The sequence below is a fragment of the Pseudomonas sp. PVC-5-1 genome, assembly GCF_057444345.1.
In genome coordinates this window covers 194,058-219,319 of sequence record NZ_CM172024.1, presented here as the reverse complement: position 1 = coordinate 219,319, position 25,262 = coordinate 194,058, and the positions used below count along the sequence as shown (strand labels likewise).

General features: G+C 63.2%; 28 protein-coding genes and 1 tRNA gene. 10 read left to right on the top strand and 19 right to left on the bottom strand.

Features of this window, described 5'->3' with window-relative positions:
- Nucleotides 1-32: 32 nt before the first annotated feature.
- The 8 genes from AC2T3R_RS00945 to AC2T3R_RS00910 form a co-directional block, all read right to left on the bottom strand.
- A complete protein-coding gene (locus AC2T3R_RS00945; RefSeq protein WP_085721676.1) occupies nt 33-314 on the bottom strand; it encodes a DUF971 domain-containing protein in 282 nt (93 codons plus the stop codon).
- Nucleotides 314-1,279, bottom strand: coding sequence for a HEAT repeat domain-containing protein (locus AC2T3R_RS00940; RefSeq protein WP_410952669.1), 966 nt, complete (start codon nt 1,277-1,279; stop codon nt 314-316). Before AC2T3R_RS00940 ends, AC2T3R_RS00945 begins: the two co-directional genes overlap by 1 nt.
- Entirely contained in the window at nt 1,276-2,127 is an 852-nt protein-coding gene (locus AC2T3R_RS00935; RefSeq protein WP_085618380.1) for an ABC transporter ATP-binding protein, read from the bottom strand. The genes AC2T3R_RS00940 and AC2T3R_RS00935 overlap by 4 nt, the downstream gene beginning before the upstream one ends.
- Entirely contained in the window at nt 2,124-2,909 is a 786-nt protein-coding gene (locus tag AC2T3R_RS00930; RefSeq protein ID WP_410952668.1) for an ABC transporter permease, read from the bottom strand. Before AC2T3R_RS00930 ends, AC2T3R_RS00935 begins: the two co-directional genes overlap by 4 nt.
- 15 nt (nt 2,910-2,924) lie before the next feature.
- The gene (locus AC2T3R_RS00925; protein ID WP_486744503.1) at nt 2,925-4,331 is read right to left on the bottom strand and encodes an ABC transporter substrate-binding protein; all 1,407 of its coding nucleotides are present in this window, start codon (nt 4,329-4,331) and stop codon (nt 2,925-2,927) included.
- A gap of 118 nt (nt 4,332-4,449) precedes the next feature.
- Nucleotides 4,450-4,695, bottom strand: coding sequence for a 4Fe-4S dicluster domain-containing protein (locus tag AC2T3R_RS00920; RefSeq protein ID WP_486744502.1), 246 nt, complete (start codon nt 4,693-4,695; stop codon nt 4,450-4,452).
- A gap of 63 nt (nt 4,696-4,758) precedes the next feature.
- On the bottom strand, nt 4,759-6,483 hold the full coding sequence (locus AC2T3R_RS00915; RefSeq protein WP_486744501.1) for a fumarate reductase/succinate dehydrogenase flavoprotein subunit: 1,725 nt from the start codon (nt 6,481-6,483) through the stop codon (nt 4,759-4,761).
- Nucleotides 6,480-7,229, bottom strand: coding sequence for a GntR family transcriptional regulator (locus AC2T3R_RS00910; protein ID WP_486744500.1), 750 nt, complete (start codon nt 7,227-7,229; stop codon nt 6,480-6,482). Before AC2T3R_RS00910 ends, AC2T3R_RS00915 begins: the two co-directional genes overlap by 4 nt.
- 208 nt (nt 7,230-7,437) lie before the next feature.
- Here AC2T3R_RS00910 and AC2T3R_RS00905 point away from each other — a divergent pair.
- From AC2T3R_RS00905 to AC2T3R_RS00880, 6 genes are all read left to right on the top strand, one after another.
- A tRNA-Arg gene (locus AC2T3R_RS00905) sits at nt 7,438-7,514 on the top strand.
- A gap of 216 nt (nt 7,515-7,730) precedes the next feature.
- Entirely contained in the window at nt 7,731-8,234 is a 504-nt protein-coding gene (locus AC2T3R_RS00900) for a hypothetical protein (protein ID WP_015268561.1), read from the top strand.
- A gap of 11 nt (nt 8,235-8,245) precedes the next feature.
- Nucleotides 8,246-8,776 (top strand): DUF5384 family protein, encoded by a 531-nt coding sequence (locus AC2T3R_RS00895; protein WP_015268560.1) that lies wholly within the window; start codon nt 8,246-8,248, stop codon nt 8,774-8,776.
- Nucleotides 8,777-8,833: 57 nt separating this feature from the next.
- Nucleotides 8,834-9,157 (top strand): hypothetical protein, encoded by a 324-nt coding sequence (locus AC2T3R_RS00890; RefSeq protein ID WP_015268559.1) that lies wholly within the window; start codon nt 8,834-8,836, stop codon nt 9,155-9,157.
- A gap of 174 nt (nt 9,158-9,331) precedes the next feature.
- A complete protein-coding gene (locus AC2T3R_RS00885; RefSeq protein ID WP_486744499.1) occupies nt 9,332-11,062 on the top strand; it encodes a dipeptidase in 1,731 nt (576 codons plus the stop codon).
- A gap of 295 nt (nt 11,063-11,357) precedes the next feature.
- A complete protein-coding gene (locus tag AC2T3R_RS00880) occupies nt 11,358-11,795 on the top strand; it encodes a CBS domain-containing protein (protein ID WP_015268557.1) in 438 nt (145 codons plus the stop codon).
- A 6-nt stretch (nt 11,796-11,801) separates the two neighbouring features.
- Here AC2T3R_RS00880 and AC2T3R_RS00875 read toward each other — a convergent pair whose 3' ends face one another.
- The 3 genes from AC2T3R_RS00875 to AC2T3R_RS00865 all read right to left on the bottom strand — a co-directional run bounded on the left by AC2T3R_RS00875 (nt 11,802) and on the right by AC2T3R_RS00865 (nt 13,272).
- Entirely contained in the window at nt 11,802-12,440 is a 639-nt protein-coding gene (locus AC2T3R_RS00875) for an NADH:ubiquinone oxidoreductase subunit N (RefSeq protein WP_410953475.1), read from the bottom strand.
- Nucleotides 12,441-12,509: 69 nt separating this feature from the next.
- Nucleotides 12,510-12,752, bottom strand: coding sequence for a DUF2789 domain-containing protein (locus AC2T3R_RS00870; protein WP_015268555.1), 243 nt, complete (start codon nt 12,750-12,752; stop codon nt 12,510-12,512).
- Between the two features lie 61 nt (nt 12,753-12,813).
- Nucleotides 12,814-13,272 carry an aminoacyl-tRNA deacylase gene (locus tag AC2T3R_RS00865; RefSeq protein WP_015268554.1) on the bottom strand — a complete coding sequence of 153 codons (459 nt, stop codon included), beginning with the start codon at nt 13,270-13,272 and terminating at the stop codon, nt 12,814-12,816.
- Between the two features lie 98 nt (nt 13,273-13,370).
- On the opposite strand from AC2T3R_RS00865, the gene AC2T3R_RS00860 reads away from it, so the two are divergent.
- Nucleotides 13,371-14,717 (top strand): NfeD family protein, encoded by a 1,347-nt coding sequence (locus tag AC2T3R_RS00860; protein WP_015268553.1) that lies wholly within the window; start codon nt 13,371-13,373, stop codon nt 14,715-14,717.
- 2 nt (nt 14,718-14,719) lie between these two features.
- On the top strand, nt 14,720-15,472 hold the full coding sequence (locus tag AC2T3R_RS00855) for a slipin family protein (protein WP_486744498.1): 753 nt from the start codon (nt 14,720-14,722) through the stop codon (nt 15,470-15,472).
- A gap of 48 nt (nt 15,473-15,520) precedes the next feature.
- On the opposite strand, the gene AC2T3R_RS00850 is transcribed toward AC2T3R_RS00855, so the two are convergent.
- The 3 genes from AC2T3R_RS00850 to abc-f all read right to left on the bottom strand — a co-directional run bounded on the left by AC2T3R_RS00850 (nt 15,521) and on the right by abc-f (nt 18,837).
- Entirely contained in the window at nt 15,521-16,153 is a 633-nt protein-coding gene (locus tag AC2T3R_RS00850) for a LysE family transporter (RefSeq protein ID WP_015268551.1), read from the bottom strand.
- 186 nt (nt 16,154-16,339) lie between these two features.
- Nucleotides 16,340-16,927: a mechanosensitive ion channel domain-containing protein gene (locus AC2T3R_RS00845; protein WP_486744497.1), complete on the bottom strand. Its 588-nt coding sequence runs from the start codon at nt 16,925-16,927 to the stop codon at nt 16,340-16,342.
- Complete coding sequence (gene abc-f / locus AC2T3R_RS00840) at nt 16,927-18,837, bottom strand: ribosomal protection-like ABC-F family protein (protein WP_410953476.1); 1,911 nt, start codon at nt 18,835-18,837, stop codon at nt 16,927-16,929. The genes AC2T3R_RS00845 and abc-f overlap by 1 nt, the downstream gene beginning before the upstream one ends.
- A gap of 50 nt (nt 18,838-18,887) precedes the next feature.
- On the opposite strand from abc-f, the gene AC2T3R_RS00835 reads away from it, so the two are divergent.
- On the top strand, nt 18,888-19,370 hold the full coding sequence (locus AC2T3R_RS00835; protein WP_410953477.1) for a TIGR02444 family protein: 483 nt from the start codon (nt 18,888-18,890) through the stop codon (nt 19,368-19,370).
- Here AC2T3R_RS00835 and AC2T3R_RS00830 read toward each other — a convergent pair.
- Nucleotides 19,346-20,464 (bottom strand): AlgP family protein, encoded by a 1,119-nt coding sequence (locus AC2T3R_RS00830; protein WP_486744496.1) that lies wholly within the window; start codon nt 20,462-20,464, stop codon nt 19,346-19,348. The two genes, AC2T3R_RS00835 and AC2T3R_RS00830, sit on opposite strands and share 25 nt — an antisense overlap.
- A gap of 380 nt (nt 20,465-20,844) precedes the next feature.
- Between AC2T3R_RS00830 and AC2T3R_RS00825 the strand changes: the two genes are divergently transcribed.
- Complete coding sequence (locus tag AC2T3R_RS00825; RefSeq protein ID WP_486744495.1) at nt 20,845-21,483, top strand: FKBP-type peptidyl-prolyl cis-trans isomerase; 639 nt, start codon at nt 20,845-20,847, stop codon at nt 21,481-21,483.
- Nucleotides 21,484-21,492: 9 nt separating this feature from the next.
- On the opposite strand, the gene rsd is transcribed toward AC2T3R_RS00825, so the two are convergent.
- The 4 genes from rsd to AC2T3R_RS00805 all read right to left on the bottom strand — a co-directional run bounded on the left by rsd (nt 21,493) and on the right by AC2T3R_RS00805 (nt 25,257).
- A complete protein-coding gene (gene rsd / locus AC2T3R_RS00820; protein WP_486744494.1) occupies nt 21,493-21,963 on the bottom strand; it encodes a sigma D regulator in 471 nt (156 codons plus the stop codon).
- A gap of 230 nt (nt 21,964-22,193) precedes the next feature.
- Entirely contained in the window at nt 22,194-22,700 is a 507-nt protein-coding gene (locus tag AC2T3R_RS00815) for a disulfide bond formation protein B (protein ID WP_486744493.1), read from the bottom strand.
- Nucleotides 22,701-22,921: 221 nt separating this feature from the next.
- Nucleotides 22,922-24,160, bottom strand: a complete 1,239-nt coding sequence (locus AC2T3R_RS00810) for a heme biosynthesis protein HemY (RefSeq protein WP_015268543.1) — start codon at nt 24,158-24,160, stop codon at nt 22,922-22,924.
- Entirely contained in the window at nt 24,157-25,257 is a 1,101-nt protein-coding gene (locus AC2T3R_RS00805; RefSeq protein WP_015268542.1) for a uroporphyrinogen-III C-methyltransferase, read from the bottom strand. Before AC2T3R_RS00805 ends, AC2T3R_RS00810 begins: the two co-directional genes overlap by 4 nt.
- Nucleotides 25,258-25,262 lie beyond the last annotated feature (5 nt).

The window sequence follows — 25,262 nt, the reverse complement described above, 5'->3', positions numbered from 1 at the left end:
TCTATGCGACAGCGAATGCCCGCGAAGAAGACTCACAGGGCAATCAGGTCACGCAGGTAAGCCCAAGGGTAGATACCCCGTTCATGCCCATCGCTGAACACCAGCTGCACGCCATATCCTTGCGGCTCGATTTGCACCACGCGCACATCATCGCGCACCAGACTGATGCTCCCCTGCAGCCGTGCCGCTCGGCATTGTGAACAGGGGCAAGCACCGCGCAGGCGGGCATGGCTGAGGCTGTGTTCGCCGTCTTGCCATTGCAGCACCAGTTGCCCGGGCCCGCGCATGTTGCGAATAGCTTGCGGGGCGTTCATCAGTAGGCCCCGCGCAGTTGCGCCATGGCGATCCGCACAGCCTTGCGCACCTCGGGATCGCTATCGGCCTCGGCGGCCTGCAGCACCGGCAAGGCACGCGCCTGGCCCAGCTCACCCAGGGCCAGAGCCGCCTCCTTGCGCAGGTTGGCAATGCCGTGGCCAAGCAACTCGCCAAGCGCGTCCAGGGCCGCAACATGACGCAGCCGCCCCAGAGACCGCGCCGCACGCAGACGGACTTGCCAGAAGTCATCGGCAAGGGCATTTACCAGTGCCGGGCCTGCTGGGGCCAGGCCCACCTTGCCTAGCGTGGTGGCGGCTTCTTCGCGCACTTGCCAGGCCTTGTCAGCCAATGCAGCCACCAATGCTGGCACCACCGCGCTGTCGCGGGCGAGGCCCAGCGCACCAATGGCCGCGCGGCGCACCTCGGTGTCCGGCTCGTCTGCGGCAAGCTTTGCCAATGCTGGCAATGCCGGCTGGTGTTTGAGCCAGCCAAGAATACCCACTGCCTCACGCCGGACCGCGGCGTCGCCATCGGCCAGGGCCAGCAGTGCAGGCTCTGCCGCATCTTCCAGGCGCAGCTCGCGCAAGGCACGCAGGGCGCTGGCACGGACGAAGGCATCGGCATGCTTGACCCATGGCAGGATCAGCTGACCGGTTTCAAGGCTCTTGAGTTCGCTGAGGCTCTGGGCGGCAGCCAGCCGTACCGGCTCGGCAGCATCGGCCAGCGCAGCACACAGGGCCTGCACAACTTCGGGTTCTTCCCAGGCCTCGAGCAGGCGCGCGGCCTCGGCACGCACCTCGTCGGCGACATCCACCAGCAGTGCATCGGTGAGCCATGGCAAGCCATCCGGGTCTTCCAGGTCGGCCAGTTCGATCAGGGCGATGCGGCGCACGCCTGCATCAGCGGCACCAAGGCGAGGCAGAAGAGCAAGGATGTCGGGGTTGTCAGTCGTTCGTTCAGTCATAGCGCGATCCGTAGCGGTGGGTGCTCAGTGTCCGGCAGGCCCAGCGGGGTCAGGCGCGGGAGTTCGCGGCCTTCCTCGTGACGGAGCAAGGCCAGACAGTGACGCTTGAGGTGAGTGAATTCAGGGCTGGTCAGCAGGCTGGCGCGGCGTGGGCGCGGAAACTCCAGGTGCAGGTCTTCGATAAAGCGGCCAGGTCGCGGGCTCATCACCAGGATACGGTCGGCCAGGAACAGCGCCTCGTCGATATCGTGGGTGACGAACACCACGGTGGTGCGGATGCTTGCCCAGATATCCAGCAACAGCTCCTGCATGCGTGCACGGGTTTGCGCATCCAGGGCACCGAAGGGTTCGTCCATCAGCAAAAGGCGCGGTCGGTTGATCAGCACCCGGGCAATCTCGGCCCGTTGCTGCATACCGCCGGACAACTGACTGGGCCAGCGCCCGGCAAAGTCGGCCAGCCCCACCAGTTGCAGCATTTCACGAGCCTGCCGGCGACGTTCGGCGCGGCTCTGGCCCTGCATCTTCAGACCAAAGGCCACGTTGTCGAGCACGCTACGCCAAGGCAGCAAGGTGTGGTGCTGAAACACCATGCCACGCTGCGGTGACGGCCCGGCAACGGTCTGGCCATCCACACTCAACTGGCCACTGCTGGGCACCAAGTGCCCGGCCAGGGCGCCAAGCAACGTCGACTTGCCACAACCGGAGGGGCCAAGGATGCAGACGAACTCGCCAGGCTCTACGGCAAAGTCCAGACGCTGCACCGCCTCGAATGCTTCGCTGCCGTGCCCCAGTCGTATCGACAGGCCACGCCCGTCGATCCGCCCTGGTGCTGGTTGATAACTGTTCACCAACTGGCCCTCCGCGTGCGGTACCAAGGCGTGGCCAACTCCCCAAGGCGCTTGACCAGGGCGCTGCTGCCCATGCCCAGCACGCCGATCAGCAGCATGCCGACGATGATGTCCGGGTAGTTTTGCAAGGTGTACGACTCCCAGGTGTAGTAGCCGATACCGAACTGTCCGGAAATCATCTCGGCGGTGACCAGGCAGAACCATGAAGTACCCATGCCGATGGCCAGGCCAGTGACGATGCTTGGCAACGCTCCAGGCAACACCACTTCGCGCAGGATCGAGCAACGCTCTGCACCGAGGCTGCGCGCCGACGCCACCAGGCGCGGGTCGATGGCCTCGACGCCGTGCACGGTGTTCAGCAGGATCGGGAACAGCGCGCCAGTGAACGTTATGAACACCATCGACAGTTCCGACGATGGGAACATCAGGATCGCCAGCGGGATCCACGCCACCGCCGGAATCGGCCGCAGCACTTCGAGTGGCGGCAGCAGGGTGTCCTCGGCCCATTTCGAGCGGCCGATCAACAACCCCAGGGCCACGCCAATCAGCGCCGCGGCGCCATATCCGGCAAAAACCCGTGACAGGCTACTGCCCAGGTGCGCCAGCAGGGTGCTGGAGGTCAGCAACTGCCAGCCAGCTGCCAGCACCGCCTTCGGTGTGGGGACATAGGTGAACGTCAGCAGCCCGAGGTCCAGCTTCACGCTCGCCGCGACCTGCCAGAACAGCAGGCAGGCCAGCAGCGAAGCCAGGCGCACCGGCCAGCGCTTGAGGTTGCAGGTCATGTCGGTACCTCCCGGTCAGCGCTGGGCGACCAGCTTCTGGTTGGCGCTGACGAAGTCCAGCGCTTCACCGCCATGGGCCTTGGCATACTGCTCGGCCTGGTCCTTGAGCAGGAACGCCGCCAGTTCACCCTTGGCGTTACGCACGAACCAGGCCTGGTTCGCCAGCAACTTGATTCCGCTGTCGGCGGCCTGGGCGTAGATGGCGCGGATGTCCTTGCCCTCCTGCTCCAGCTGGGCCAAGGCGCCAAGCGCGGCCTCCGGCGAAGCGTAGTGGCGGACCTTGCCTTCGCCGCGCACCCAGATCTGTGCCAGGCGGCTGAAGTCGGTGATCGGTTTGCCTGTCAGCGCGTCATTGGCCTTGAGTGGCTGCGGATCGTAGTCTTTCAGCGCCTTGTCGTAGTCCAGGCCAGCCTCCTTGAAGGCCGCACGGATGTATTGGTCGTCGATGAACTTGTCGGTGTCGAGGCCGCGGTCGGTCTTTTTAAGCAGCTTGAGCGTATCGATGGAGGTTGCGACTGCCTGACGGTATTCAGGCTTCCATGTCAGGTCGCGGGTCTGCAGGCCGAGCGGGCCGTGGAACAGGTAATTGACCTCGGCCTCGATGCCGGTGACTTTCTCGATCAACTCGCTGTACTTCTCAGGTTCCGCAGCGATCAGCCGATCGGCTTCGAGGCTGGCGCGCAGGTAGGCGGTGACCACTTCGGGGTATTTCTTCGCATAATCGGCATCGACCAAAGCGCCATGGAAGGTCGGTGCGTTGGCCTGGGCGCCGTCATAGATCTTGCGGGCGAAGCCGCGGTTGGGGAACAGTTCGGCGAACGGCACGAAGTCGGCATGGGCCTCGATGCGGTTGCTACGCAGGGCGGAACCGGCGATTTCCGGCGCCTGGGCGATGATTCGCACATCCTTCTGCGGGTCCCAGCCCTGGGCTGCTACGGCACGCAGCAGCATGCCGTGGGCGGTGGAGGCGAACGGCACGGAAATGGTCCTGCCCTTGAGTTCAGCCAGCGACTGCACGCTGGACGCCGCCGGTACGACGATGCCATTGCCGCTGCCGTGCACGCTGCCCGACAGCACGCTTACGAACAGGCTGCGCTTGCTGGCATCCAGGTGAGCAACACCGTTGAACGACCCGGGGAAGTCGGCCATTGCACCGAAGTCGAGTTTGCCAGCGACCATTTCATTGGTCAGTGGCGCACCGCTGGTGAAGTTCTTCCACTCCACCTGATACTTGGCATCTTTGTAATTGCCGTCATGCGGCAGGTACTTGTCCAGCAGGCCAAGCTCGCGTATCAGCAGGCCACCAGTGGCGCAGTTGATGGTGGTGTCCTGGGTGCCAATGGCGATGCGGATGGTTTCGGCGCTGGCATTCAGGCCAGTGAGCGCCAGCGCGAGGCCGGCCACGGTTGCAACAAGGCGCATGGGTGTTTCCCCTCGAGTCGTTATAAGAGTTGGATCGTCTCCGCCGCCCGGCTTGGGTGGTGGGAAACGAGGGGCACAGCAGGAGGGCGTCCGGTGGTGCGCCGGATGGCGGGATGAATCAGCGCAGCAGGTATGGGATGTCGACCTTCACCGCACCCGTGGGGCAGTCCTTTTCGCAGGGCATGCAGTACCAGCATTCGTCGAAGGCCATGTAGGCCTTCTGCGTGGCCGGGTTGATCGCCAGCAGGTCCATGGGGCAAACCTCCACGCAGGCGGTGCAGCCTTTTTCGGCGATGCACTTGTCTTCGTCGATGGTGACGGGGGCGCTGCTGCGGAAGAAGATTTCTTGCGGCTGGTAGGCCATTTCACGGAGTCCTCGGGGCCTGCGGCCCTCGTTCTTCGAAGTGTTCACAGGACACAGCGTCGCCTAGGCTGCATCGGCCTTTACCCGCAGCTGGTCGTAGGCGGTCTGCTCTTCTGCGTCCAACGCAATCAGGTAAGGCTCGACCGCTTTCCTGAAGCTGGTCATTTCACCGTTCTCGCCCTTTTTCAGATGGCAATGGCAGAACCACTCGCCATCGTTGCGCTCGGGGAAGTCCACTCGGTGGTGGTACAGCCCCCAGCGGCTTTCCTCGCGGAACAGCGAGGCCCGCGCCGCCATCTCGGCGCAATCGCGAATCACCGAAACTTCCATCGCACGCATCAGTTCATGAGGGTTGCTGGCCTTCATCTGGTCGAGGTCACGTTCGATCTCTGCAAAGCGCTCCAGGCCGATTTCCATCTTTTTGGTCACCTTCGGCGGTTGCAGGTAATCGTTGACCATGCGTCTGAGCTTGTACTCGACCTGCGCCGGCGGCAGGCCATGCTGACGCTGCAGCGGGGCAAACACCCGCGCGCGCTCGCGCTCGACCTGTTCGGCATCGACCTCGGCGAATTCGCGCCCGGTCACGTAATGCGCAGCGTTCACACCGGCAAACCAGCCATAGGTGAAGGCCCCGAGCATGTAGTTGTGCGGCACCGCTGCCATATCGCCCGCGGCATACAGCCCTTTGACGCTGGTCTCGGCCTTTTCATTGACCCACACCCCCGACGCCGAATGCCCAGAGCAGAAACCGATCTCCGAGATATGCATCTCGACCATGTGCTGGCGATAATCGGTGCCACGCCCGGCGTGGAACTGGCCACGACTGGGGCGCTCGTTGCTGTGCAAGATCTCTTCGATGTTCTGGATGGTTTCCTCGGCCAAATGATCCAGCTTGAGGAACACCGGGCCATTGCCGCCCTCGAGTTCCTGATGGAACTCCCACATCATCTGGCCGCTCCAGTAGTCGCACTCGATAAAGCGCTCACCCTTGCTGTTGGCGGTATATCCACCCAGTGGGCCGGTGACGTAGGCACAGGCCGGGCCGTTGTAGTCCTTGATCAGCGGGTTGATCTGGAAGCACTCGAGGTTGGCCAGTTCGGCACCTGCGTGGTAGGCCATGGCGTAGCCATCACCGGCGTTGGTCGGGTTCTCGTAGGTGCCCATCAGATAGCCCGACGACGGCAGGCCCAGGCGCCCGGCCGCGCCGCAGGCAAGGATCACCGCCTTGGCCCGCACCACGCGAAACTCGCCGCTACGGCAATCGAAACCCAGCACGCCAGCAGCCGCACCTTCACCATCGAGAAGCACACGAGTGCAGACCATACGGTTGCTGATTTCGACCCGGGCACGCTTGAGCTGACGGTACAGCACCTTTTTGATGTCGTGGCCTTCGGGCATGGGCAGCACGTAGGCGCCCATGTGGTGAACCTTTTTCACCGCGTAGTCGCCGGTCTCGTCCTTCTCGAACTTCACCCCCCAGCGGTCGAGTTGCTCGATGGTTTCAAAGCTGTGGGTAGCGTAGGCATGCACCGTGGCCTGGTTGACGATGCCGTCATTGGCCACGGTGATTTCCTTGGTGTACTGCTCGGGGGTGGCATGGCCTGGGATGATCGCGTTGTTCAGGCCATCCATGCCCATGCTGATGGCTCCGCTGCGCTTGACGTTGGCTTTGTCCAGCAGCAGCACGCGCAGGTTTTTGTCCTGCTCCTTGGCCTTGATCGCCGCCATCGGCCCGGCGGTACCGCCACCGATGACGATGATGTCGTAGTCCTGGGTCTGGATGCTCATGCCTTGCTCCCCTTCTGGCGGTCGATGCGCAGGCGGTACTGGAAAGCATCGCCGCGGTAGTAAAGGTGTTCGAAGTCCAGTGGCGTACCGTCGACGGCATGGGTCAGGCGCTCGATGCGCATGATCGGCGAGCCTTCCTCAACATCCAGGGCCTGGGTCAGGTCGCTGTCGGCCAGCACGGCATCGATGGCCAGGTCGGCGTGGCCAAGGGCAATGCCGCAGTCGTTTTCCAGGAGCAGGAAAATGTCGCGGGTGACAAGGTCGGCCTTTTCCAGCTTTTCGCCGACGGCCTTGGGCAACCACGTCAGCTCCAGCGACACCGGCTCGCGGTTGATCAGCCGTACTCGGCGGATCTCGGTGACCAGGCTGCCCTCCTCGACCTGCAGCCGCGCGGCCACCAATGCATTGGCTGGCACATGGCGGAGGCTGCGCAGGCGGTTGATCACCTCGTAACCCATTTGCGTCATCGACTCGCCCAACCCCTGCAGGGTACTGACGTTCTGGAAAGCCTTGGGCTTGGCTACGAAGGTACCCTTGCCGTGGATCTTGAAAATCAGCCCTTCCTTCTGCAGATCGCCCAGCGCCTGGCGCACGGTGATGCGGCTGACGTCGAAAGCCTTGCCCAGTTCGCTTTCCGAGGGCATGCGGCTATGCGATGGATAAGTGCCGTCGAGGATGCGCTCGCGCAGCAATTCCTTGAGCTGGGTGTAAAGCGGTACCGGGGACAGGGGGAGCAGTTCGGCCATGGGGTCTCTTCGCTGATCGGATACTTGTTATAACAAGTTGTGACCAGAGAATAGAGGGCATAATAACTGCCGTGGAAATATCGATATCGCATATGGATAGATGCGTTTGTGATTGCTTCTGCCGGCCTCTTCTCGGCGAAAGGTAAAAACAGCTACAGATCAAGGCGATGGACGCCATCGGATCAGATGGGTATCATGCGTGCGCGTTGCACTCGTAGCTCAGCTGGATAGAGTACTGCCCTCCGAAGGCAGGGGTCGTGGGTTCGAATCCCGCCGAGTGCGCCATACCCCTCACAAAGCCCGCCTTGCGCGGGCTTTGTCGTTTCTGCAAGACAGTGTCGGCCTGCTCGCGTTATTTCGTTTGGCGCTTACTGAAGCTGGCTTTAGTCCTGATGGCTTTACCTGGTTGGATCCATCTGCCTAGAATAGTGGCATTATGCCTCATCCTTCAGATGGATCGTCGCAAGGTTAACCATACCCTCCAGGGAATCAGGAATGAAAATGCTGAAACACTGTCTGGCCTTGACCATCGCCGCCACCCTCGTGGGTTGCCAGGCGACCGGTGAGCAATACCAATCCGATGTGTTCGATGCCAGCCAGGTAAACACCCAGCAGGAAGCCAAGACCGTGAAAATCATCACGGTCTCGCCGACCAAGATCAAGGTCAGCAACGAGAAGAACCAGAAAGCCGCAATGATGGTGGGTGGTGTACTGGGTGCGCTGGGTGGCGCGGCGCTGGGTGCAGGCCACAACAAGGACACAGCGATCATCGGCGGCGTGGCAGGCGGTGGCGCCGGCGCCCTGGCCGGTTCCCTGGTCAGCGATACCTCGCTGGTGCCTGGCGTGCTGATCGGCTACTCGGAAAACGGCAAGATCTACACCTCCGCCCAGGTTGGCCGCCCGTGCGATTTCGAAGTGGGGGGCATCTCCCTGATGGTCATGACCATCTCCAACGAAACCCGCATCCAGCCAAATGCGACCTGCCCAGATCCGAAAAAGAGCTGAGGCCTGAGCACATGAAGCACATTGTTCTGGGCACCGCCCTCGCACTGTCTGCCGCCACTGCCATGGCAGGCCAGTTCGATCAGCTCTACCAGATCGAACAGCAGACCAAGCAATCCGAAGCCGCCCTGGAAACCGAACGCCTGCGCCAGGCCGCCGCCGCCGAGCAGCGCGCCGAAGCTCGCGAAGCTGCTGCCCGCCAGCAGCGCGCAGCGGCCCAACGTGCCTCCGCGCAGCGTGCCGCCGAGAAACAGCAGGCGCAAGCAGCCGAGCGCAAGCGCGTGCAGACCCGCGAAGAAGCCTACGAGGACGACCTGCGTGCGCTGGAGCTGGAAGAGCGTCGCCTGGCCCTGCAAGCGAAAAAGGCAAAGGTCGCCCGCGCCAACGACTACATCGATGCCGAACTGCGCGACAGCGCTGCACGCACCGACGTGATCCAGTCCAATGCAGACTCCGCACGCAACGTCACCTCGGGCGCCAAGTCACTGCTCGAAGACGCCGGCAAGGCGGAAGTGAAACGCGCCGGTAGCCTGTTCGGCGAGTAACCATCCAGGTGCGGTCCCGGCCCGCAGGCCGTGACCGCCCGTTGCAGAGACAACATCATGCTACGTCTGATCATGCTGGCCACGGCCGGCCTGCTGCTGAGCGGCTGCCTGCAGGAAGAAGCCAAGTTCCCCACCGTCGACCTGCACGGTCGCCTGGTCGTAGACCAGGAAATGACCGCATCGCGTCAGGCGCAGGGCATCCAGGGCGAGTACTTCAAGCGCGTCCTCAGCGTGAATGGCCAGGACATGGCCTTCAACGACTTCGTCCAGCAATACTGCCCGGACAGCAATACCCGCAACGAAACCTGTATCAAGGCCTTCCGCATCAAGAAGATCGACGATGTCAGCGGTGCCACGAGGTTCCTGCCCAACGGGCTGTAATCACCGTTGGAAGCACTGGAAAGGCCCCGGCAACGCGCCCGGGGCTTTTTCGTTTGTGCGACATGTCGCGTTTCTGGCACTCCCGTGCCACGGGTCATTGGTGTTAGCGTGGGCGTCTTCCCGTTTCCCGACGGGTAACCCACAACAATGATTGGCGAAGGAATGCGCACAACCATGCACCTGAAAAAACTTACCGCCACCACCCTGCTGCTGGCCAGCATCGGCCTGTTCACCCAACCGGCACAGGCCAACCTTACCCAGCAGCAGTCCGCGGCCATCGTCAAAGCCTTCGACGGCAGCGACCCAAGCGACTTCAAGCAGTTCCTCGGCAAGCTCAAAGGCAGCGACCTGGCCAAGGCCGACAACCTCGCGGCAACCCTGGATGCTTACCTGGCCGGCAAGCCATTGGCCGCCGAGCAGCAGAACGAGATCAACCGCCTGCTCGGCCTGTATACCCGCATCAAGTACGGCAAGGCTGCCAGCGAAACCCTGCGTGAACTGGTGGCCATCCCCACCTTCAACGTCGAAGGCACGCCGCAGCACGAGAACCCCGAGTTCCTCAGGATCGCCGAAAAGATCAAGGCCCTGGCCGACAGCTTCGGCCTGGCTTTCCGCAATATCGACAACCGGGTGTACGAGATTTCGCTGGGCAGCGGTAAGGAAGTGGTCGGCATCCATGCCCACGCCGACGTGGTGCCGGTCAACCCGGACAACTGGAAGCTGGCCGATGGCACGCGCCTGGACCCGTTCAAGGTCACCCTGGTCGGTGACCGCATGTACGGCCGCGGCACCGAAGACGACAAGAACGGCATTGTCGTGGCGATGTACGCGCTGAAAGTGGCCAAGGACGAAAACCTGCAGCTGGCCCGCCAGTTCAAGCTGCTGATCGACACCACTGAAGAAACCAGCGGTGATGCCATCCCCTACTACTTCGAGCGCAACCCCACGCCCGACTACAACCTGGCCCTCGATGGCGGCTACCCGGTGGTCATCGCCGAGAAAGGCTACGGCACGATCATGGCCAGCTTCAGCAAGCGCCAGGCCAGTGGCAAGGGTGCCGAGATCGTCAACCTGACCGGCGGCCTGGCCACCAACCAGATCCCGACAACCTCGGTCGCGACCCTGGTCACCGACAACCCGGCGAAGCTGGCCAGCCAGCTGGAAAAAGCCGGCGCCGATTACGTGAAGCGCAATGGCGGCGACTTCAGCATCGCTGCCAAGGCCGATGGCAAGCAGGTGTTGCTCACCGTGACCGGCGTTTCCGCCCACTCTTCGGAGCCGGAGTCCGGGGTCAACCCGGTGGCGCGCATGCTTGGTTTCATCAACGGCCTGGGCAAGGATGTGCCGCTCAAGCACAACCACTTCACCGATGCCGCCCGCTATGCCGCCGACAACTGGGGCCTGGACTACCTGGGCAACAAGCTCGGCGTGGCCTTCAAGGATTCGTTCATGGGCCCTCTGACCGCCTCGCTGACCTTTGTCGGGGTGGATGAAAAAGGCCTGAAACTGGCGGTGAACCTGCGCATTCCGAAGGGCAAGCCCATTGCCAAGATCAAGGACGAACTGGCTGACAAGCTGGGCAAATGGACCCGGCAGAGCCATACCTCGGTGGCCTTCGACTACAGCCTGGACGAGCCGATGTACCGCAACCCCGAAGGCGAATGGGTCAAGGCCTTGCTGGACGTTGCCACCGAGAACCTGGGCATGAAGCACGAGTTCGGCACCTCGGCGGGTGCTACCTCGGTACACGACCTGCCTAACGGCGTGCAGTTCGGCCTGGCCATGCCGGATGTGAAGTACACCGGGCACAACGACAACGAGTTCAAGACCGTGGAGCAGTTCATGCTGGACTTGCAGGTGGTGAGTGAGATGGTGGCGCGGATCGGGCAGATGCCGAAGCTCTGAGCCAACTCTACCGGCGTCTTCGCGGCTAAAGCCGCTCCCACCTCGACCGCATCGGCCTCGAGCCAGGTGCTATCCCTGTGGGAGCTGGCTTGCCGGCGATGAGGCCAGTACAGGCAACACAAGACAGTTGCTCCCACCCTGAGGGAGCGGCTTTAGCCGCGAAGAGGCCGGCACAGGCGACAACTCATGACGTTTTTCAATCGACTCGATGCCGTTTCCTGCATTGCCGTGCAGAGCGCCGTGCCGGATGCTTTATTTACTCCGAGACATCGCTTTTTCCCCAGCAGAGGCCCGTATGAAGACCGTCGAACAAATCCTCAAGACCAAGTCCCAGCATCAGACCGTGTACACCATCGGCCCGGATGACTCGGTACTCGACGCACTGAAAATGCTGGCGGAAAAAAACGTCGGTGCACTCCCGGTGGTCGAGGCCAACCAGGTGGTGGGTATCGTCAGTGAACGGGACTATGCGCGCAAGCTGGTACTCAAGGGCCGCTCGTCCGCCGCCACCCCTGTGCGCGAGATCATGAGTGCGCCGGTGGTCACCGTGGAACCGAAGCAGAAGCTCGACTACTGCATGAACCTGATGACCGACCGCCACCTGCGCCACCTGCCGGTGGTCGACAATGGCCAGCTGCTCGGCCTGCTGTCGATCGGCGACCTGGTCAAGGAAACCATCGCCGAACAGGCCAGCCTGATCCTGCAACTGGAGCAATACATCCGCGGTGAATGAAGCGCCTCAATGGTAGGCGCGCTCCAGTTCGTCCAGCTGATGGTCGAAGCTGCGCAGGCGCGCCGACCAGGTGTACACCAGCACTTCCAGATCCCGATTGAGCACGGCAGTGTTGCCATTGCCGCTGCGGGTTGGTTCGCCCAGATCCAGCTGGTAGCGTTCACGGGCCATGGCCTGGGCCACGCTGGACAGGTCGCGGGCATTGGCCAGCCAGTGGTGGTGGTGGTCATGAATTTCGCGGTCGAGCAAGCGGCACTGGCGTTTCAGGGCATCCAGGCTCTGCTCCAGCGGCGTGCCCTTGAGCTCGCCCATGACCTCTTCGAAGGTGCGCCCCGAATGCCAGTAGCTGCCCCAGAAGTAGCGGTCGAACACCGTCTCGACGCGGCGCAGCGCAACTTTGGTGTTCCAGATGGTCAGCAACGTTCGCCCCTGCACCACTTCGCGCTTGTTCAGGTGCAGTTGCTGCCAGGCGATCCAGGCCAGCGCCACCAGTGCAACCGCCACAGTGACAGCGGCAGCGGCATACAGGAAATGCACCGCCTGGTTCATCTGTTGCGAATGCCTGATGCCATAGAAGTAACTGGCCGTCAGGGTGCCCAGGATCGTCACGGAGCACCAGAAACCCGGTGCGTAGGGATCTTTCATCGCGCTATCCCCTTGTTGTTTTCCTGAGCATAGCAACGGCCAATCACTCGTCAGGTGCCACTCGGCGCTTTATTTTCGAGGGCGGCGCAACGCTTCGTTGAGTTGATCGAATGGCTCCGCCCAGTCGGCATCCTCATTGATGCTGTCGTTGAGAAACTCGCGCTGGGAAGCGGTCCAGAACGGCGCATCCACCAACTTGATGTCGTTCTTCAGTGGCGAGTGGCTGGCGATGAACTGATCGATGCTCACCGCATCGTCAGGCAGGCCCAGTTGTTTGAACAGCTCGGCAAAGGGATGAATCGGCGCTTCCATGGTTCCTCCTGAGAGCCAGGCAAGCCGTCCACGACGCCCGCCCGGCATTGGTGTGAAAACATCAGCACAGCTCGCGCACTTCGGCGTGCGGCACCAGTTTCATGTACTGCTCCATGCTCATGTGGATCAGGTGATCGTGGTCACCCGCTTCCAGGTAGACATCGCCCTGGCGGGTCAAGCTCGGGTCGACCAGCATTTTTATCTGGTAGGCATCGCCAAGGGCCGGTACGGCACCGCGCTCGCAGTCGCCGAACAGGCTCGGCAGGCCGCTTTCACGGGTTAGTTGCCAGGCCCCGGACATGCGCACCTTGGTCATGTCCAGATGCCGGTTGGCCGGTAGAACGGCCATGATGTAGTTGCCATGACGGTCATCGAGCATCACCGACTTGGCGACCCGCTCGGCGGGCACGCCGGCCGTACGGGCCGACTCCAGGCTGGTGGCCGAATGTGGATGGGGAATGATGTCGTAATCGCAGTTGGCCTTGTCCAGGCGATCCTGCAGGGTCTTTGCCATACGCATGATGCACCTCCGGTTTCGCCCCCCAATTTCCAATTTTAGGCCGGGTACCAGCAGGCAGGGCTAAACTTGTGCAATAGAGGCAAACGAGGTGACGACAGGTGATCGCCCGCTGCTGGCGCTGGCTGTTGCTGGTGTTGCTGCTTGGCATTACGCCAGGCGGTCAGGCAGCGCCTGGTGCAGTCTGGGTGCTGGGTGTCGATGACGCCATCGGCCCTGCCAGCGCAGACTACCTGGTGCGCAGCCTCGACCAGGCCAAGGCACAGGGTGCACAACTGGTGGTTATCCGCATGGACACCCCGGGCGGGCTGGACAGCGCCATGCGCCAGATGATCAAGGCGATTCTCGCCAGCCCAGTGCCGGTCGCAACCTTCGTCGCCCCCAGCGGAGCCCGCGCCGCCAGCGCCGGCACTTATATCCTCTATGCCAGCCATGTCGCGGCCATGGCGCCCGGTACCAACCTGGGGGCCGCAACCCCCGTGCAGGTCGGTGCTCCGCCAGGCACGCCCAAGGATGACAAGGCCAAAGGCAGCGATGACGATACCCTCGCGCGCAAGCAGGTCAACGATGCGGCGGCCTACATCCGTGGCCTGGCGCAGCTGCGCGGCCGCAATGCCGACTGGGCGGAGAAGGCCGTGCGCGAGGCGGTCAGCCTGTCCGCCAGCGAGGCCTTGAGGCTTGACGTTATCGACCTGATGGCCGATGACCTGCGTGACCTGCTACACAAGCTCGATGGCAAAACGCTCACTGTCGCTGGCCAGCCCCTGCAACTGCAGACCGCCGGCGCCAACCTGGTCGAGCACCTGCCGGACTGGCGCACACGGGTGTTGGCGGTCATCACCAACCCCAGCGTGGCGCTGATTCTGATCATGATCGGTGTGTACGGCCTGCTGTTCGAATTCATGAACCCCGGCTCGACGGTCGGCGGCGTGGTAGGCGGTATATGCCTGCTGCTGGCGCTATATGCCCTGCAGCTGTTGCCGGTGAGCTTCGCCGGGGTGGCGCTGATATTGCTCGGCATCGCCTTCATGATCGCCGAAGCCTTCCTGCCCAGTTTCGGCGTGGTCGGCTTTGGCGGCATTGTCGCCTTCGTGGTCGGCGCGCTGATCCTGATCGACACCGATGCCCCTGGCTTCGGTATCCCGCTGGCCCTGATCGGCATCCTGGCGGTGCTCTCGGCGCTGCTGATCGGCGGTGTGCTGGGCATGGCGCTCAAGGCCCGCCGACGGGCGCTGGTCAGCGGTGACGCCGGCCTGGTCGGCAGCCTGGTCACCGTCACACAGGTGATGGCGGGCAACCCGTTCTGTGGCTTTGTGCTGGCCCAGGGCGAGCAATGGCAAGCGCAGTGTGCAACGCCACTGCAAGCGGGCCAGAACGTGCGGGTGACCGCGCGCCATGGCGTCATGCTGGAAGTGAGCGCCGCCGCGCCCGCGGCGCAAGGAGAATGACCATGTTCATGCAATTGGGCTTCGGCGCGGTGCTGATCGTGCTGGCGATGCTGTTGCTGTCGGCGTTCCGCATCCTGCGCGAATACGAGCGCGGCGTGGTGTTCCAACTGGGGCGCTTCTGGCAGGTGAAGGGGCCGGGGCTGATCCTGCTGATCCCGATAATCCAGCAAATGGTGCGGGTGGACCTGCGCACCGTGGTGCTGGATGTACCACCTCAGGATGTGATCACCCGCGACAACGTCTCGGTCAAGGTCAACGCCGTGCTCTACTTCCGAGTGCTCGACCCGCAGAAGGCGATCATCCAGGTCGAGGATTTCCTCGTGGCGACCAGCCAGCTGGCCCAGACCACGCTGCGCGCGGTGCTCGGCAAGCACGAACTGGATGAACTGTTGGCCGAACGCGAGCAACTGAACTCGGACATTCGTCAGGTGCTTGATGCACAGACCGATGCCTGGGGTATCAAGGTGGCCAACGTCGAGATCAAGCACGTCGATCTCAACGAATCGATGGTGCGCGCCATTGCCCGCCAGGCCGAGGCCGAGCGTGAACGTCGGGCCAAGGTGATCCATGCCGAAGGTGAGTTGCAGGCTTCGGAGAAGTTGATGCAGGCGGCGCAGATGCTGAGCAAGGAGCCAGGGGCGATGCAGTTGCGCTACATGCAGACGCTGGGGACGATTGCCGGGGACAAGAGCTCGACCATCGTCTTTCCGCTGCCGGTGGATTTGCTCAAGGGGTTGGTGGACAAGCAGAAATAGAGGTGGCCCATTCGCGGGCTTGCCCGCGAATGGGCTACATACGGTCTGTCAGACTGGCGCGCGACGCAAAGTCGCCAGGAAGGTAGCCGCGCCAATGAACAACCCGGCGAAAGTCCGGTTCAAACGCTTCTGCTGTTTGGGCGTACGCAGCAGGCGCAACACCCGCGCAGCCAACCCGGTATACCCCGCCATCACCAGCATATCCACGGCGACCATGGTCACGGTGATCGCCACATACTGGGGCAACAGCGGTTCATGCGGATTGATGAACTGCGGCAGCACCGCCAGCATGAACACCAGCGCCTTGGGGTTGCTGACGTTGACCAGGAAACCACGGAACACCAGGCTCAGCGGTTTGCCGATCGGACGCACGGCGGATTCATCGCTCATGTCCAAGGGCAGCGCACGCCACTGTTTGTAGGCCAGGTAGACAAGGTAGGCGACACCGAACCATTTGATTATCTGGAACGCCGTGGCCGAGGCAGCCAGAACAGCACCGACGCCGGCGGCGATGATGGCGATCTGCAGGATCAGGCCCAGTTGCAGGCCCAGGGCGTTCCAGTAACCACGCCAGAAACCGTATTGCAGGCCACTGGACATCGAGGCAATCGCCCCGGCGCCGGGTGAAAGGCTGATCACCCAACAGGCGGCAAAGAAGCCCAACCACACTTCCATCGACATCACACACCTCGCTCGGACATATGTTGCAAAACGTTAAGCTAAGGTGTTGGTGAAAAAATAACCAGTAAATTTTGCAGGATTTGTTCTACCTGTACCGTCCTCTTCGCAGCACAAGGCTGCTCCTACAGAGTCACGCGGTCGCTGTAGGAGCAGCCTTGTGCTGCGAAGAGGACGGTACAGGATTAATCAGTCCGCTTCGGCGGGCGCCTCTTTGTGCATCGTCTGCACCTCAGCCCCGCGCCAGCGCCGTACTGACTTCTGGAAGAACTGGCTATTGGGCACCTGCACCAGCGCCCCGCCCGCCTCGGGCATTTCCATCAGCGTGGTGAACAGCAGGTTGATGGCAATCACCCGGCCCTTGACGCCCGGCTTGTCGAGGGTGTCAACCAGTTCGACCACATCACCAATACGAAACGGCCCGACGGTGAAGATCAGCACCGCGCACAGCAGGTTGGACAGCACGCTCCACATGGCGAAGAAAGCCACTGCTGCCACCGCGACGAAGCCGGACAGTGCTGTCCACAGTACCGTCGCCGATACACCCAGGCGCTCCAGTACGAACAGCAACGCGCTGCCCATGATCAGCCAGCGCAGGCCACCACGCACCGGCACCAGCAGCTCCGGCGGCAACGGGTAACGCTGGCTCAGGCGGCTCAGCCCGCGTGCAACGATGCGCTGCAGGACGAAGGCCGCTACCAGGATCAACAGTATCTGCAAGCCCAGCCAGAAGGTGTCCATCCATTGCCCTGGCAGCAGCGAACGCAGTTCCTCCATCAGGACAGCGCCTCGAGCTCGGCCTGCATGCTTTCGAGGGTTTCCAGCGCTTCCATCCAGGCCTCTTCCAGTTCGCCTTCGCGCTGCTTCAGCTTGGTCTGGCGCGCCAGCAGGTCACGCAACTCGTCCTTGCGCGACGCGTCGTAGAGGCCACCATCACCCAGCGCGGTCTCGATCTCGGCCAGTTGCGCGTGCACCTGGTTGAGGTCGGCTTCCAGCTTGTCGGCAGCCTTCTTGTGCGGGGCCAGTTGCTGACGCAAGGCTGCGGCAGCCTGGCGTTGGGCCTTCTTGTCGGTCTTGTCCGGGTTGACCGGGGTGGTACTGGCCGGCGCGCTGCGCTGGCGGTACTCGACCAGCCAGCGGCTGTAGTCGTCCAGGTCACCATCGAAGATGTCGACCTTGCCGTCGGCCACCAGCAGGAAGTCGTCGGTGGTGCTCTTGAGCAGGTGACGGTCGTGCGACACCACCACCACGGCACCGGCAAACTCCTGCAGGGCCATGGTCAGCGCCAGGCGCATTTCCAAGTCGAGGTGGTTGGTCGGTTCGTCGAGCAGCAGCAGGTTCGGTCGCTCCCAGGCGATCAGGGCCAACGCCAGGCGGGCCTTCTCACCACCGGAGAAGTTCACCACCGGCTCGTCGACGCGATCGCCATGGAAGTCGAAGCCGCCCAGGAAGTCGCGCAGGGTCTGCTCACGCTCGGTGGGGGCAATGCGCTGCAGGTGCAGCAGCGGGCTGGCCTTGTCGTCCAGCGAATCCAGCTGGTGCTGGGCGAAGTAGCCCACGGCCAGGTTCTCACCCCGCACCAGGCGGCCCGATAGTGGCTCGAGCTCGCCAGCGAGGTTCTTGATCAGGGTCGACTTGCCAGCGCCGTTGGGGCCGAGCAGGCCAATGCGCGCACCGGGGGTGAGCTGCAGCTTGACCTTGTCGAGGATCGCCTTGTCACCGTAGCCCAGGCGGCCTTCGGACAGGCTCAGCAGCGGGCTGGAGATTTTCTGCGACTCGCGGAAAACGAAGTCGAACGGCGAATCGACATGCGCCGCCGATAGCTCCTCCATGCGCTCCAGGGCCTTGATCCGGCTCTGTGCCTGGCGGGCCTTGGTGGCCTGGGCCTTGAAGCGGGCAATGTACTTTTCCATGTGCGCACGCTGGGCCTGCTGTTTCTCGTAGGCCTGCTGCTGTTGCGCCAGGCGCTCGGCCCGGGTGCGCTCGAAGGCGGTGTAGCCGCCCTTGTACAGGTTCAGCTTGCGCTGCTCGACGTGCAGCACATGGTCGACCACGGCATCGAGGAAGTCGCGGTCGTGGGAGATCAGCAACAACGTGCCGGGGTAGCCCTTGAGCCAGTCCTCCAGCCACAGGATAGCGTCCAGGTCCAGGTGGTTGGTGGGCTCGTCGAGCAGCAGCAGGTCGGAGGGGCACATCAGGGCCTGGGCCAGGTTCAGGCGCATCCGCCAGCCACCGGAGAAGTCGCCGACGCGGCGGTCCATCTGTTCGTTGGTGAAACCAAGGCCGGCCAGCAACTTGCGTGCGCGGGCGTCGGCGGTATAGCCGTCGGCGCTATCCAGCTCAATATGCAGGCGCGCCAGGGCGGTACCGTCGTGGGCCTGCTCGGCCGCAGCGAGTTCGGCCTGGACCTTGCGCAGGCGCACGTCACCGTCGAGCACATAGTCCACGGCCAGGCGATCGAGGGTATCGACCTCCTGGCGCATGTGGGCGATGCGCCAGTCACCGGGCAGCTGGCAATCGCCGGCATCGGGCGACAGCTCACCGCGCAGCAAGGCGAACAGGCTGGATTTTCCGGCGCCGTTGGCGCCGATCAGGCCGGCCTTGTGACCGGTGTGCAGGGTCATCTCGGCGCCTTCTAGCAAGCGCTGCGGACCACGCTGTAAAGTGAGGTTGGATAGTCTGATCATGATGGTCGCGGAGTCTACCAGCTTCCTCGGCCCATAGCGCGAGTGGAACCATGCACACCGACCTGTGGAATCACGCCCTGGCCCTGTACGCCAGGCCCGGCGTGGAAGCCGCCTGCCTTGAACTGCAGGCGCTGGGTGGCGATGTCTGTCTGCTGCTGTGCGCAACCTGGCTGCAGGCGCGTGGCGTGGCCGTGCGGGACGAACGCGTACAGGCATTGCGCGAGGTTACCGAGCCCTGGCAGCGCGAAGTGGTCAACCCATTACGTAGCTTGCGCCAACAGTGGCGAGCAGCAGCGCAAAGTGATGCGCAGCTGGCGGCGTTGCGTGAGCAGGTGAAAGGGTTGGAATTACAGGCCGAGAAAGCCTTGCTGGAACGCTTGCAGGAGCGTTCGCGAAAATGGCCGGCAAGCGCCCATGAGCCCATGGACGACTGGCTGGCCCGGCTGGCGCCGGACCAGGCCCGCCACCACGACGCGCTGGTTGGATTGCGCGTCGCGGCGGCAGCGCTTCAGGACGCCGAAGACGGTGCCTGAGCCGGGGTGCTGGCAGGTGCCGATGGCGCTACCGAAGCTGCCGGGGTGGCCGAGTTGGTCGCGGCGGCCGGAGTGCTGGCGGCTGGCGTAGCCGGTTTGGCTTCGGCTGGCTTGCTGGCAACAGGCTTGGCAGCTGCTGGCTTGGCGGCGGGTTTGGCGGCCGTACGTGCTGGGGCCTTGGCGGCAGCTGGTTTCGCGGCCGGCTTGGCAGCAGCGGCTTTGGCTGGCGTTTTGGCCGCCGCTGGCTTGGCTGCAGGTTTAGCGGCTGCGGTGGCTTTGGCTGCTGGCTTGGCTGCAGGTTTGGCAGCAGCAGTGGCCTTGGCGGCTGGCTTGGCCGCAGGTTTGGCAGCAGCAGTAGCCTTGGCAGTTGGCTTGGCTGCAGGTTTGGCAGCAGCAGTGGCCTTGGCGGCTGGCTTCGCTGCAGGCTTGGCAGCAGCAGTGGCCTTGGCGGCTGGCTTCGCTGCAGGCTTGGCAGCAGCAGTGGCTTTGGCAGCTGGTTTGGCTGCAGGCTTGGCAGCAGCAGCGGCCTTGGCGGCTGGCTTGGCCGCAGGTTTGGCAGCAGCAGTGGCCTTGGCGGCTGGCTTGGCCGCAGGTTTGGCAGCAGCAGTGGCCTTGGCGGCCGGCTTGGCTGCAGGTTTGGCAGCAGCAGCCTTGGTGACGGGTTTGGCGGCTGCCGGTTTGGAGGTCTTGGCAGCACGCTGGTCAAGCGCCTTGGCTGCAGCTTCGCGAACCTTGCCTACACCTTGGGCCAGCTTGAGGCTGTCCTGGGCATCGCGCTTGAGTTGCTGAATATAAGAACGAGTCTGGGTTTGACGTTCCTTGAGGGAGTCGAGCAGTTCTTCAAGTTCGCCAATGACTTTTTGCGCCTTGGTCTGCGCCTTGGCTTTACCTGCCTTGGCCGCGTCTTGCAGTTTCAGGCGACCGTTGTGCAGTTTTTCCTGGGCCTTGCCACGCTGCTTTTCCAACTTGGCCAGCAGTTTTTCCGCATCAGCCAGCGCTTGCGAGCAGGCATCTTCCAAGTGTTCGAGCAAGCTGCCCGAAAGTTGCTGGAGCAGGTGTAACGGCGTGCTTACTGGCTTCTTTTTAGCCGACATGGTTTACCTCCTGGCTGACGAGATTGCGGCTCATACTATGCTTCTGCTGCTACCGCCGCTAGGGCATGTTGACAGTATTGTTTACGCCGCGTTGCATGCCTGGGCAAAGTTGTTATCTTGCAGCTCCGAGCAAGTGTAGTTGCTGAATAAATCATTGCTGATATTTGGCAGTTATCTGTATTGCACAGCACTCCTGTAGGAGCGGCCTTGTGTCGCGATGGGCTGCGGAGCAGCCCCTTGATTTCAGCACCACCGCAGATATCGCCGGGGCTGCTTTGCAGCCCTGTCGCGACACAAGGCCGCTCCTACAGGGACCGCGAGCACACAATACAAAACGGAACACTGGCATACTTCCCCGCTCATTGGCGCAGGAACTGACCATGCCTCGATATCTTCTTTTAGGTTTATGCCTGCTGGCACCCATCGCCCTGGCCGACAGCGAAGAACATGACCTCGCCTACAGCATCGGCGCCAGCCTGGGTGAGCGGCTGCGCCAGGATATGCCGCGCCTGCAGTTGGATGCGCTGGTAGAAGGCCTGCGCCAGTCCTACCAGGGGCAACCGCTGAAACTCGACAAGGCACGCATGCAGGCTTTGCTCCAGCAGCAGGAAGCACAGGAAGGCGATGCCGCCATGCAGAAGCTGCAAGCTGCCGAAACACGCTTCATGGCCAACGAGCGTGGTCGTTATGGCGTGCACGAACTACCGGAGGGTGTGCTCTACAGCGAACTGCAAGCAGGCACGGGCGCGCAGCCCAAAGCCGGTGGCAAGGTGCAGGTGCGCTATGTGGGCAGGCTGCCAGACGGCTCGGTGTTCGACCAGAACCAGACGCCCCAATGGTTCAGCCTGGACTCAGTCATCGAAGGGTGGCAGGTGACCTTGCCAAAGATGCACGCTGGCGCCAAATGGCGCCTGGTGATCCCGTCGGCGTTAGCGTATGGCGCCGAGGGTGCGGGCGACCTGATTGCACCCTACACCCCCCTGGTGTTCGAGATAGAACTGCTGGCGGTTGGCGACTGACGCCAACACTCACGCCGGTAATGCGCCTTCTTCCTTGTGCGCGTTGTGCAACACTTCGATCAGGCAGTCTTCCAGTTCGAAGCGCTCGTGCAGCAGGCCACCCAGCTTGCCCAGCTTTTCGGCAAAGCGCTCGGTGTCCTTGCACTCACCCTTGGCGCAATGGTCATTGAAGGCCAATGCGACCTGAGTACTGTCGTTGATCCGTGGGTTGATATCTTCGGCCAGCTTCAGCGCCTTCTCGTCGCCGAAGGCCTTGGCCTCACTGACCAACTGCTCGCAGACTTCGAAATGCCACGCCGAAACGTAGTCAACGAGGAGCGCGCAAAAGTCCCCGTTCGTGTCCTTGTCGGCGAAGGCCGGCTTGGCATCGCGCAGCGCGCGGAAAGCCTGCACCAGTTCCTGGCGCTCCTCCAGCCAGCGGTCGATCAGTTTGTGAACCCCACCCCAGCGTTCCTGAGCGTTCTGACAACTATCGAGCATGGCAATCTCTTCCCTTCTGGGTAGATGCCGCTGCACCTCGCACCACGACCGTGCAGCACAAAGGTGACATCAGCAGGCGGCATCGAGCAGTTGTGTTTTCGGTATGCGTGCTGGGAGATTATTCCCGCGCGTGCTGCCCTTCAAGGTACGCAGCGGACAAAGTTCATACAAGTGTTTAATACCCAGTTACACGGCCATTGGTCGTGCCAATGGTGCAACCTTGCGCCAAGTCATGTTCTCGCCAGGGTGCGGAAACGATACGCCAGCAGGCAACTCAAGGGCAGCATTGCCAGCAGCAGGAACGCCAACAGGCTCCACTCGGGCAGGGTCAGGTCGAGGAAGCTCCAGGTCAGCGAGTTGCAATCCGGGCCGCCGAACAATAATTGCCGGGCTGCCTCGCCCCAGGATTGCTCGATCAGCCGCCCGAGCGGCACCGGGCAGACAGCGATGGCCCCGTCATCCCCCTGCAACCATACATGTCGCGCTGCCAGCAACGCCCCGGCCAGCGAACAGCCCAGCGTCGCCCGCGCATAACAACGAATGCCCGCCGTACCCGGTACCTGCAGCACTGCCGCCAGGCACAGCATTGCGTACACTCCAAGCAGCAACCGCTGGCTGAAACACAACGGGCAGGGCACCAGCCCGAGGACGCTTTCCAGGTGGAAGGACGCAGCCAGTACCGCCAGTGCAGCAAGGCAGGCAGGTAGGAAAAAGGTGCGCAAACGGGCCGGCAGCATGGGCGGTGAAGGTCCCGGGATAATGAAGATGCTTGAAACGGTAGAGGAAAGAAGCGCTTTGTTTCAAGGCGCGACAGTAAGGACAAGTCGCTGAATCGCTAAGGAAATTTCCAACCATGCGGTAGGAAACGTCTGAAGAAATGGACTGCAGATCTAACTTACACAGAGAGAAAAGTTACCCGCCCCCGAAGCCCGCACCTTTGCGCGGGCCCTGGGGTAGGTCAGGCGCGTACGCCTTCGGGCAAAGGCAGGGCCAGCAGGCGCTCGTCCAGCAGGCCGAGGCCCTCTTGGAACAGCTGGTTGCTGCGCTCGGTCTCGCCAAGGCCGGCGAGCAGGCGCGCCAGCTCGGCACAAGCCTCGGGGTTGCGCTCCATGCGCAGGCTGCTTTCCAGGTAGTCGCGCGCCTTGCCCCACAGGCGGTTCTGCAGGCTCAGACGGCCCAGGGTAAGCAGCAGGCTGGCATCTTGCGGGTGGGCCTTGAGCCAACCTTCGGCTGTTTGCAGCTGGCGCGCCGGGTCATCGCCGCGCACCAGGCCGTACAGGCGTGCCAGATGGCTTTCGTATTCACGCTTGAGGGCGGTGCGAAGCACTTGTTCCGCTTCGCTCTGGGCGCCCACCTGACGCAATTGCTCGGCATAGGCCAGCACCAGTTGTGGCTCCTGGCGCTGGGCAGCAGTCAGTTGCTGCCAGGCGCGCTCCAGAGCCTGACGGGCGCTTTGCGCATCCTCGCCACGGGTGGTGGCCAGGCTCAGGTTCTGGCCCCAGGCACGTTGCTCCAGGGCAGCCAGCTCGGCGGCCGGCAGCACCTTGCCCTTGCGCAGGTCAGGCAGCAGGCGGATCAGGGCAGACCAGTCGCCGCGTTCCAGGTGCAGCCGCTGCAGTAGGCGCAGCACCTGGCCGTTGTGCGGGTGGCGCTCCTGCATGGCCAGCAGGGTTTCCAGCGCGCCGTCGCTTTCGCCACGGTCCATCTGCAATTGCGCATGGGTCAGGGCAATAGCCAGCTCCGCTTGCGGCTGGCGCTCCAGAGCACGTTCCAGCAGGTTGTCGCTGTCTTCGGTTCGGCCTTGCTCATTGGCGGCACGCGCGGCACCGAGGTAATAAAGCAACGGCTGGCGCTCGGCCTCGGCGGCACGGTGCAGATGGCGCTGGGCACTGGCCCAACGGCCCTCGGCGAGGTCCAGCTGGCCCTGCTCGATGGCCAGACGAACACGCCGGCTGCGATTACGCCGCGACCACGGGTTGACCACGCCACTGGAAGTCAGCACCAGGCCGACCAGGTAGCGCACCAGCCACAGCAACAGCACCACAACCAGCAAGCCGGCCAGGGCCGCCCACAGCCCCGACTGGTAGCGGAAGCTGCCATAGGAGATCAGCACGTAACCGCTGTGCTTGGCGACCGCGATACCTAGCGCCGCGGCGACCACGATCGCCAGCACGGCCAGCAGGTAGACACGCTTCATGGCTTGCCCCCTTCAGCATCGGCCGGCAGGTGGCGGCGCTGGATATAGGCCTGCACTGCAGCCAGACTTTCGCTGAGGTCAGGGGTAACCACCGACACCGGCTGTTCGGCCAAGGCATTGAGGCTGTCAAGCATGGCCTTGCTTTGCGGGTTGTCGGCGTTGAAGTTGGCCAGCAGCACGCTGCGGGCGTCGTCCAGCGCCTGGGTGTAGACCTTGCTATCGCCATTGAGCGCTGCCCACTGGGCCTGTTCGATGGTCAGGCTCAGGGCCAGGCGCAGCTGGTTCAGTTGCTGCCCGGCCAGCAGCGGACGCACGTTGTCATCGGCGTTGAAGTCGATCTGGAAGTACTTGGAGATTTCGGCCCACCATTGGGACAGGCGACTGGCGCCATCACCATCGGCGGTGAGCGCGCCCAGGGCATCGGCATTGGTGTCGAACTCTGGCGACTGGGCGCTGAGTTGCTGCACCAGCTCGCGCTGAGCGGCGAGTTTCAGGAACAGGCCGGTACGGTCCGGTTGCTGAGTGCTGTTGAGCGTGGCCAGGCTGCGCGCCAATTGCTCACGGGCGGCGAAGGCACCCGGATCGCTCTGCTCGCGCAGGATCTCGTCCGCCCCCTCGACCAAGGCCTTGGCACTGGTGATGTCCTGCAGCGCCGACAGGCGCAGGGTGGCCAGGCGCAGCAGGTGCTCGGCCTCGGCCAGGCGCCATTCCTTGCGGCTTTCGCCCAGTATGGTTTCCAGGCGCTGGCTGAGACGTTGCTGGTCGCCCTGCAACTGTGCCACCAGGCGGCGGCGGTCTTCCAGCTCGCTGGCCGCCGGCAGGCTGGCCAGTTGCGCGCTGATCTGCTGCTCACGCTGCTGCAGGGCCTCGGCGCGCTGGTTCAGCGCCTCGATGTGCTGACCCTGGTTGAATTCGCTGCCTTGCAGTTGACGCACCTGCCAGACACCCCAGCCACCTACCGCCACCCCGGCCGCGCCCAACAGCAGGGCCAGCGTTGCCAGGCCACTGCCGGAGCGCTTGGCAGGTGGGGTGGTGACGGGTTCCGCCGGCGCCTGTGCCGACGGCTGATCGTTATTGGACAAGACAGTCTCGCTCACGTATC

Excerpts from the sequence above, each read along its gene's own strand:
- AC2T3R_RS00940 (WP_410952669.1), bottom strand. The coding sequence starts at position 1,279 with ATGACTGAACGAACGACTGACAACCCCGACATCCTTGCTCTTCTGCCT.
- AC2T3R_RS00920 (WP_486744502.1), bottom strand. The coding sequence starts at position 4,695 with ATGGCCTACCAGCCGCAAGAAATCTTCTTCCGCAGCAGCGCCCCCGTC.
- AC2T3R_RS00845 (WP_486744497.1), bottom strand. The coding sequence starts at position 16,927 with ATGGAGGAACTGCGTTCGCTGCTGCCAGGGCAATGGATGGACACCTTC.
- AC2T3R_RS00865 (WP_015268554.1), bottom strand. The coding sequence starts at position 13,272 with ATGCGTATGGCAAAGACCCTGCAGGATCGCCTGGACAAGGCCAACTGC.
- AC2T3R_RS00890 (WP_015268559.1), top strand. The coding sequence starts at position 8,834 with ATGCTACGTCTGATCATGCTGGCCACGGCCGGCCTGCTGCTGAGCGGC.
- AC2T3R_RS00835 (WP_410953477.1), top strand. The coding sequence starts at position 18,888 with ATGCACACCGACCTGTGGAATCACGCCCTGGCCCTGTACGCCAGGCCC.
- AC2T3R_RS00850 (WP_015268551.1), bottom strand. The coding sequence starts at position 16,153 with ATGTCGATGGAAGTGTGGTTGGGCTTCTTTGCCGCCTGTTGGGTGATC.
- rsd (WP_486744494.1), bottom strand. The coding sequence starts at position 21,963 with ATGCTCGATAGTTGTCAGAACGCTCAGGAACGCTGGGGTGGGGTTCAC.
- AC2T3R_RS00810 (WP_015268543.1), bottom strand. The coding sequence starts at position 24,160 with ATGAAGCGTGTCTACCTGCTGGCCGTGCTGGCGATCGTGGTCGCCGCG.
- AC2T3R_RS00880 (WP_015268557.1), top strand. The coding sequence starts at position 11,358 with ATGAAGACCGTCGAACAAATCCTCAAGACCAAGTCCCAGCATCAGACC.
- AC2T3R_RS00825 (WP_486744495.1), top strand. The coding sequence starts at position 20,845 with ATGCCTCGATATCTTCTTTTAGGTTTATGCCTGCTGGCACCCATCGCC.
- AC2T3R_RS00895 (WP_015268560.1), top strand. The coding sequence starts at position 8,246 with ATGAAGCACATTGTTCTGGGCACCGCCCTCGCACTGTCTGCCGCCACT.
- AC2T3R_RS00900 (WP_015268561.1), top strand. The coding sequence starts at position 7,731 with ATGCTGAAACACTGTCTGGCCTTGACCATCGCCGCCACCCTCGTGGGT.
- abc-f (WP_410953476.1), bottom strand. The coding sequence starts at position 18,837 with ATGATCAGACTATCCAACCTCACTTTACAGCGTGGTCCGCAGCGCTTG.
- AC2T3R_RS00945 (WP_085721676.1), bottom strand. The coding sequence starts at position 314 with ATGAACGCCCCGCAAGCTATTCGCAACATGCGCGGGCCCGGGCAACTG.
- AC2T3R_RS00875 (WP_410953475.1), bottom strand. The coding sequence starts at position 12,440 with ATGAAAGATCCCTACGCACCGGGTTTCTGGTGCTCCGTGACGATCCTG.
- AC2T3R_RS00885 (WP_486744499.1), top strand. The coding sequence starts at position 9,332 with ATGCACCTGAAAAAACTTACCGCCACCACCCTGCTGCTGGCCAGCATC.
- AC2T3R_RS00915 (WP_486744501.1), bottom strand. The coding sequence starts at position 6,483 with ATGAGCATCCAGACCCAGGACTACGACATCATCGTCATCGGTGGCGGT.
- AC2T3R_RS00855 (WP_486744498.1), top strand. The coding sequence starts at position 14,720 with ATGTTCATGCAATTGGGCTTCGGCGCGGTGCTGATCGTGCTGGCGATG.
- AC2T3R_RS00925 (WP_486744503.1), bottom strand. The coding sequence starts at position 4,331 with ATGCGCCTTGTTGCAACCGTGGCCGGCCTCGCGCTGGCGCTCACTGGC.
- AC2T3R_RS00870 (WP_015268555.1), bottom strand. The coding sequence starts at position 12,752 with ATGGAAGCGCCGATTCATCCCTTTGCCGAGCTGTTCAAACAACTGGGC.
- AC2T3R_RS00930 (WP_410952668.1), bottom strand. The coding sequence starts at position 2,909 with ATGACCTGCAACCTCAAGCGCTGGCCGGTGCGCCTGGCTTCGCTGCTG.
- AC2T3R_RS00910 (WP_486744500.1), bottom strand. The coding sequence starts at position 7,229 with ATGGCCGAACTGCTCCCCCTGTCCCCGGTACCGCTTTACACCCAGCTC.
- AC2T3R_RS00830 (WP_486744496.1), bottom strand. The coding sequence starts at position 20,464 with ATGTCGGCTAAAAAGAAGCCAGTAAGCACGCCGTTACACCTGCTCCAG.
- AC2T3R_RS00815 (WP_486744493.1), bottom strand. The coding sequence starts at position 22,700 with ATGCTGCCGGCCCGTTTGCGCACCTTTTTCCTACCTGCCTGCCTTGCT.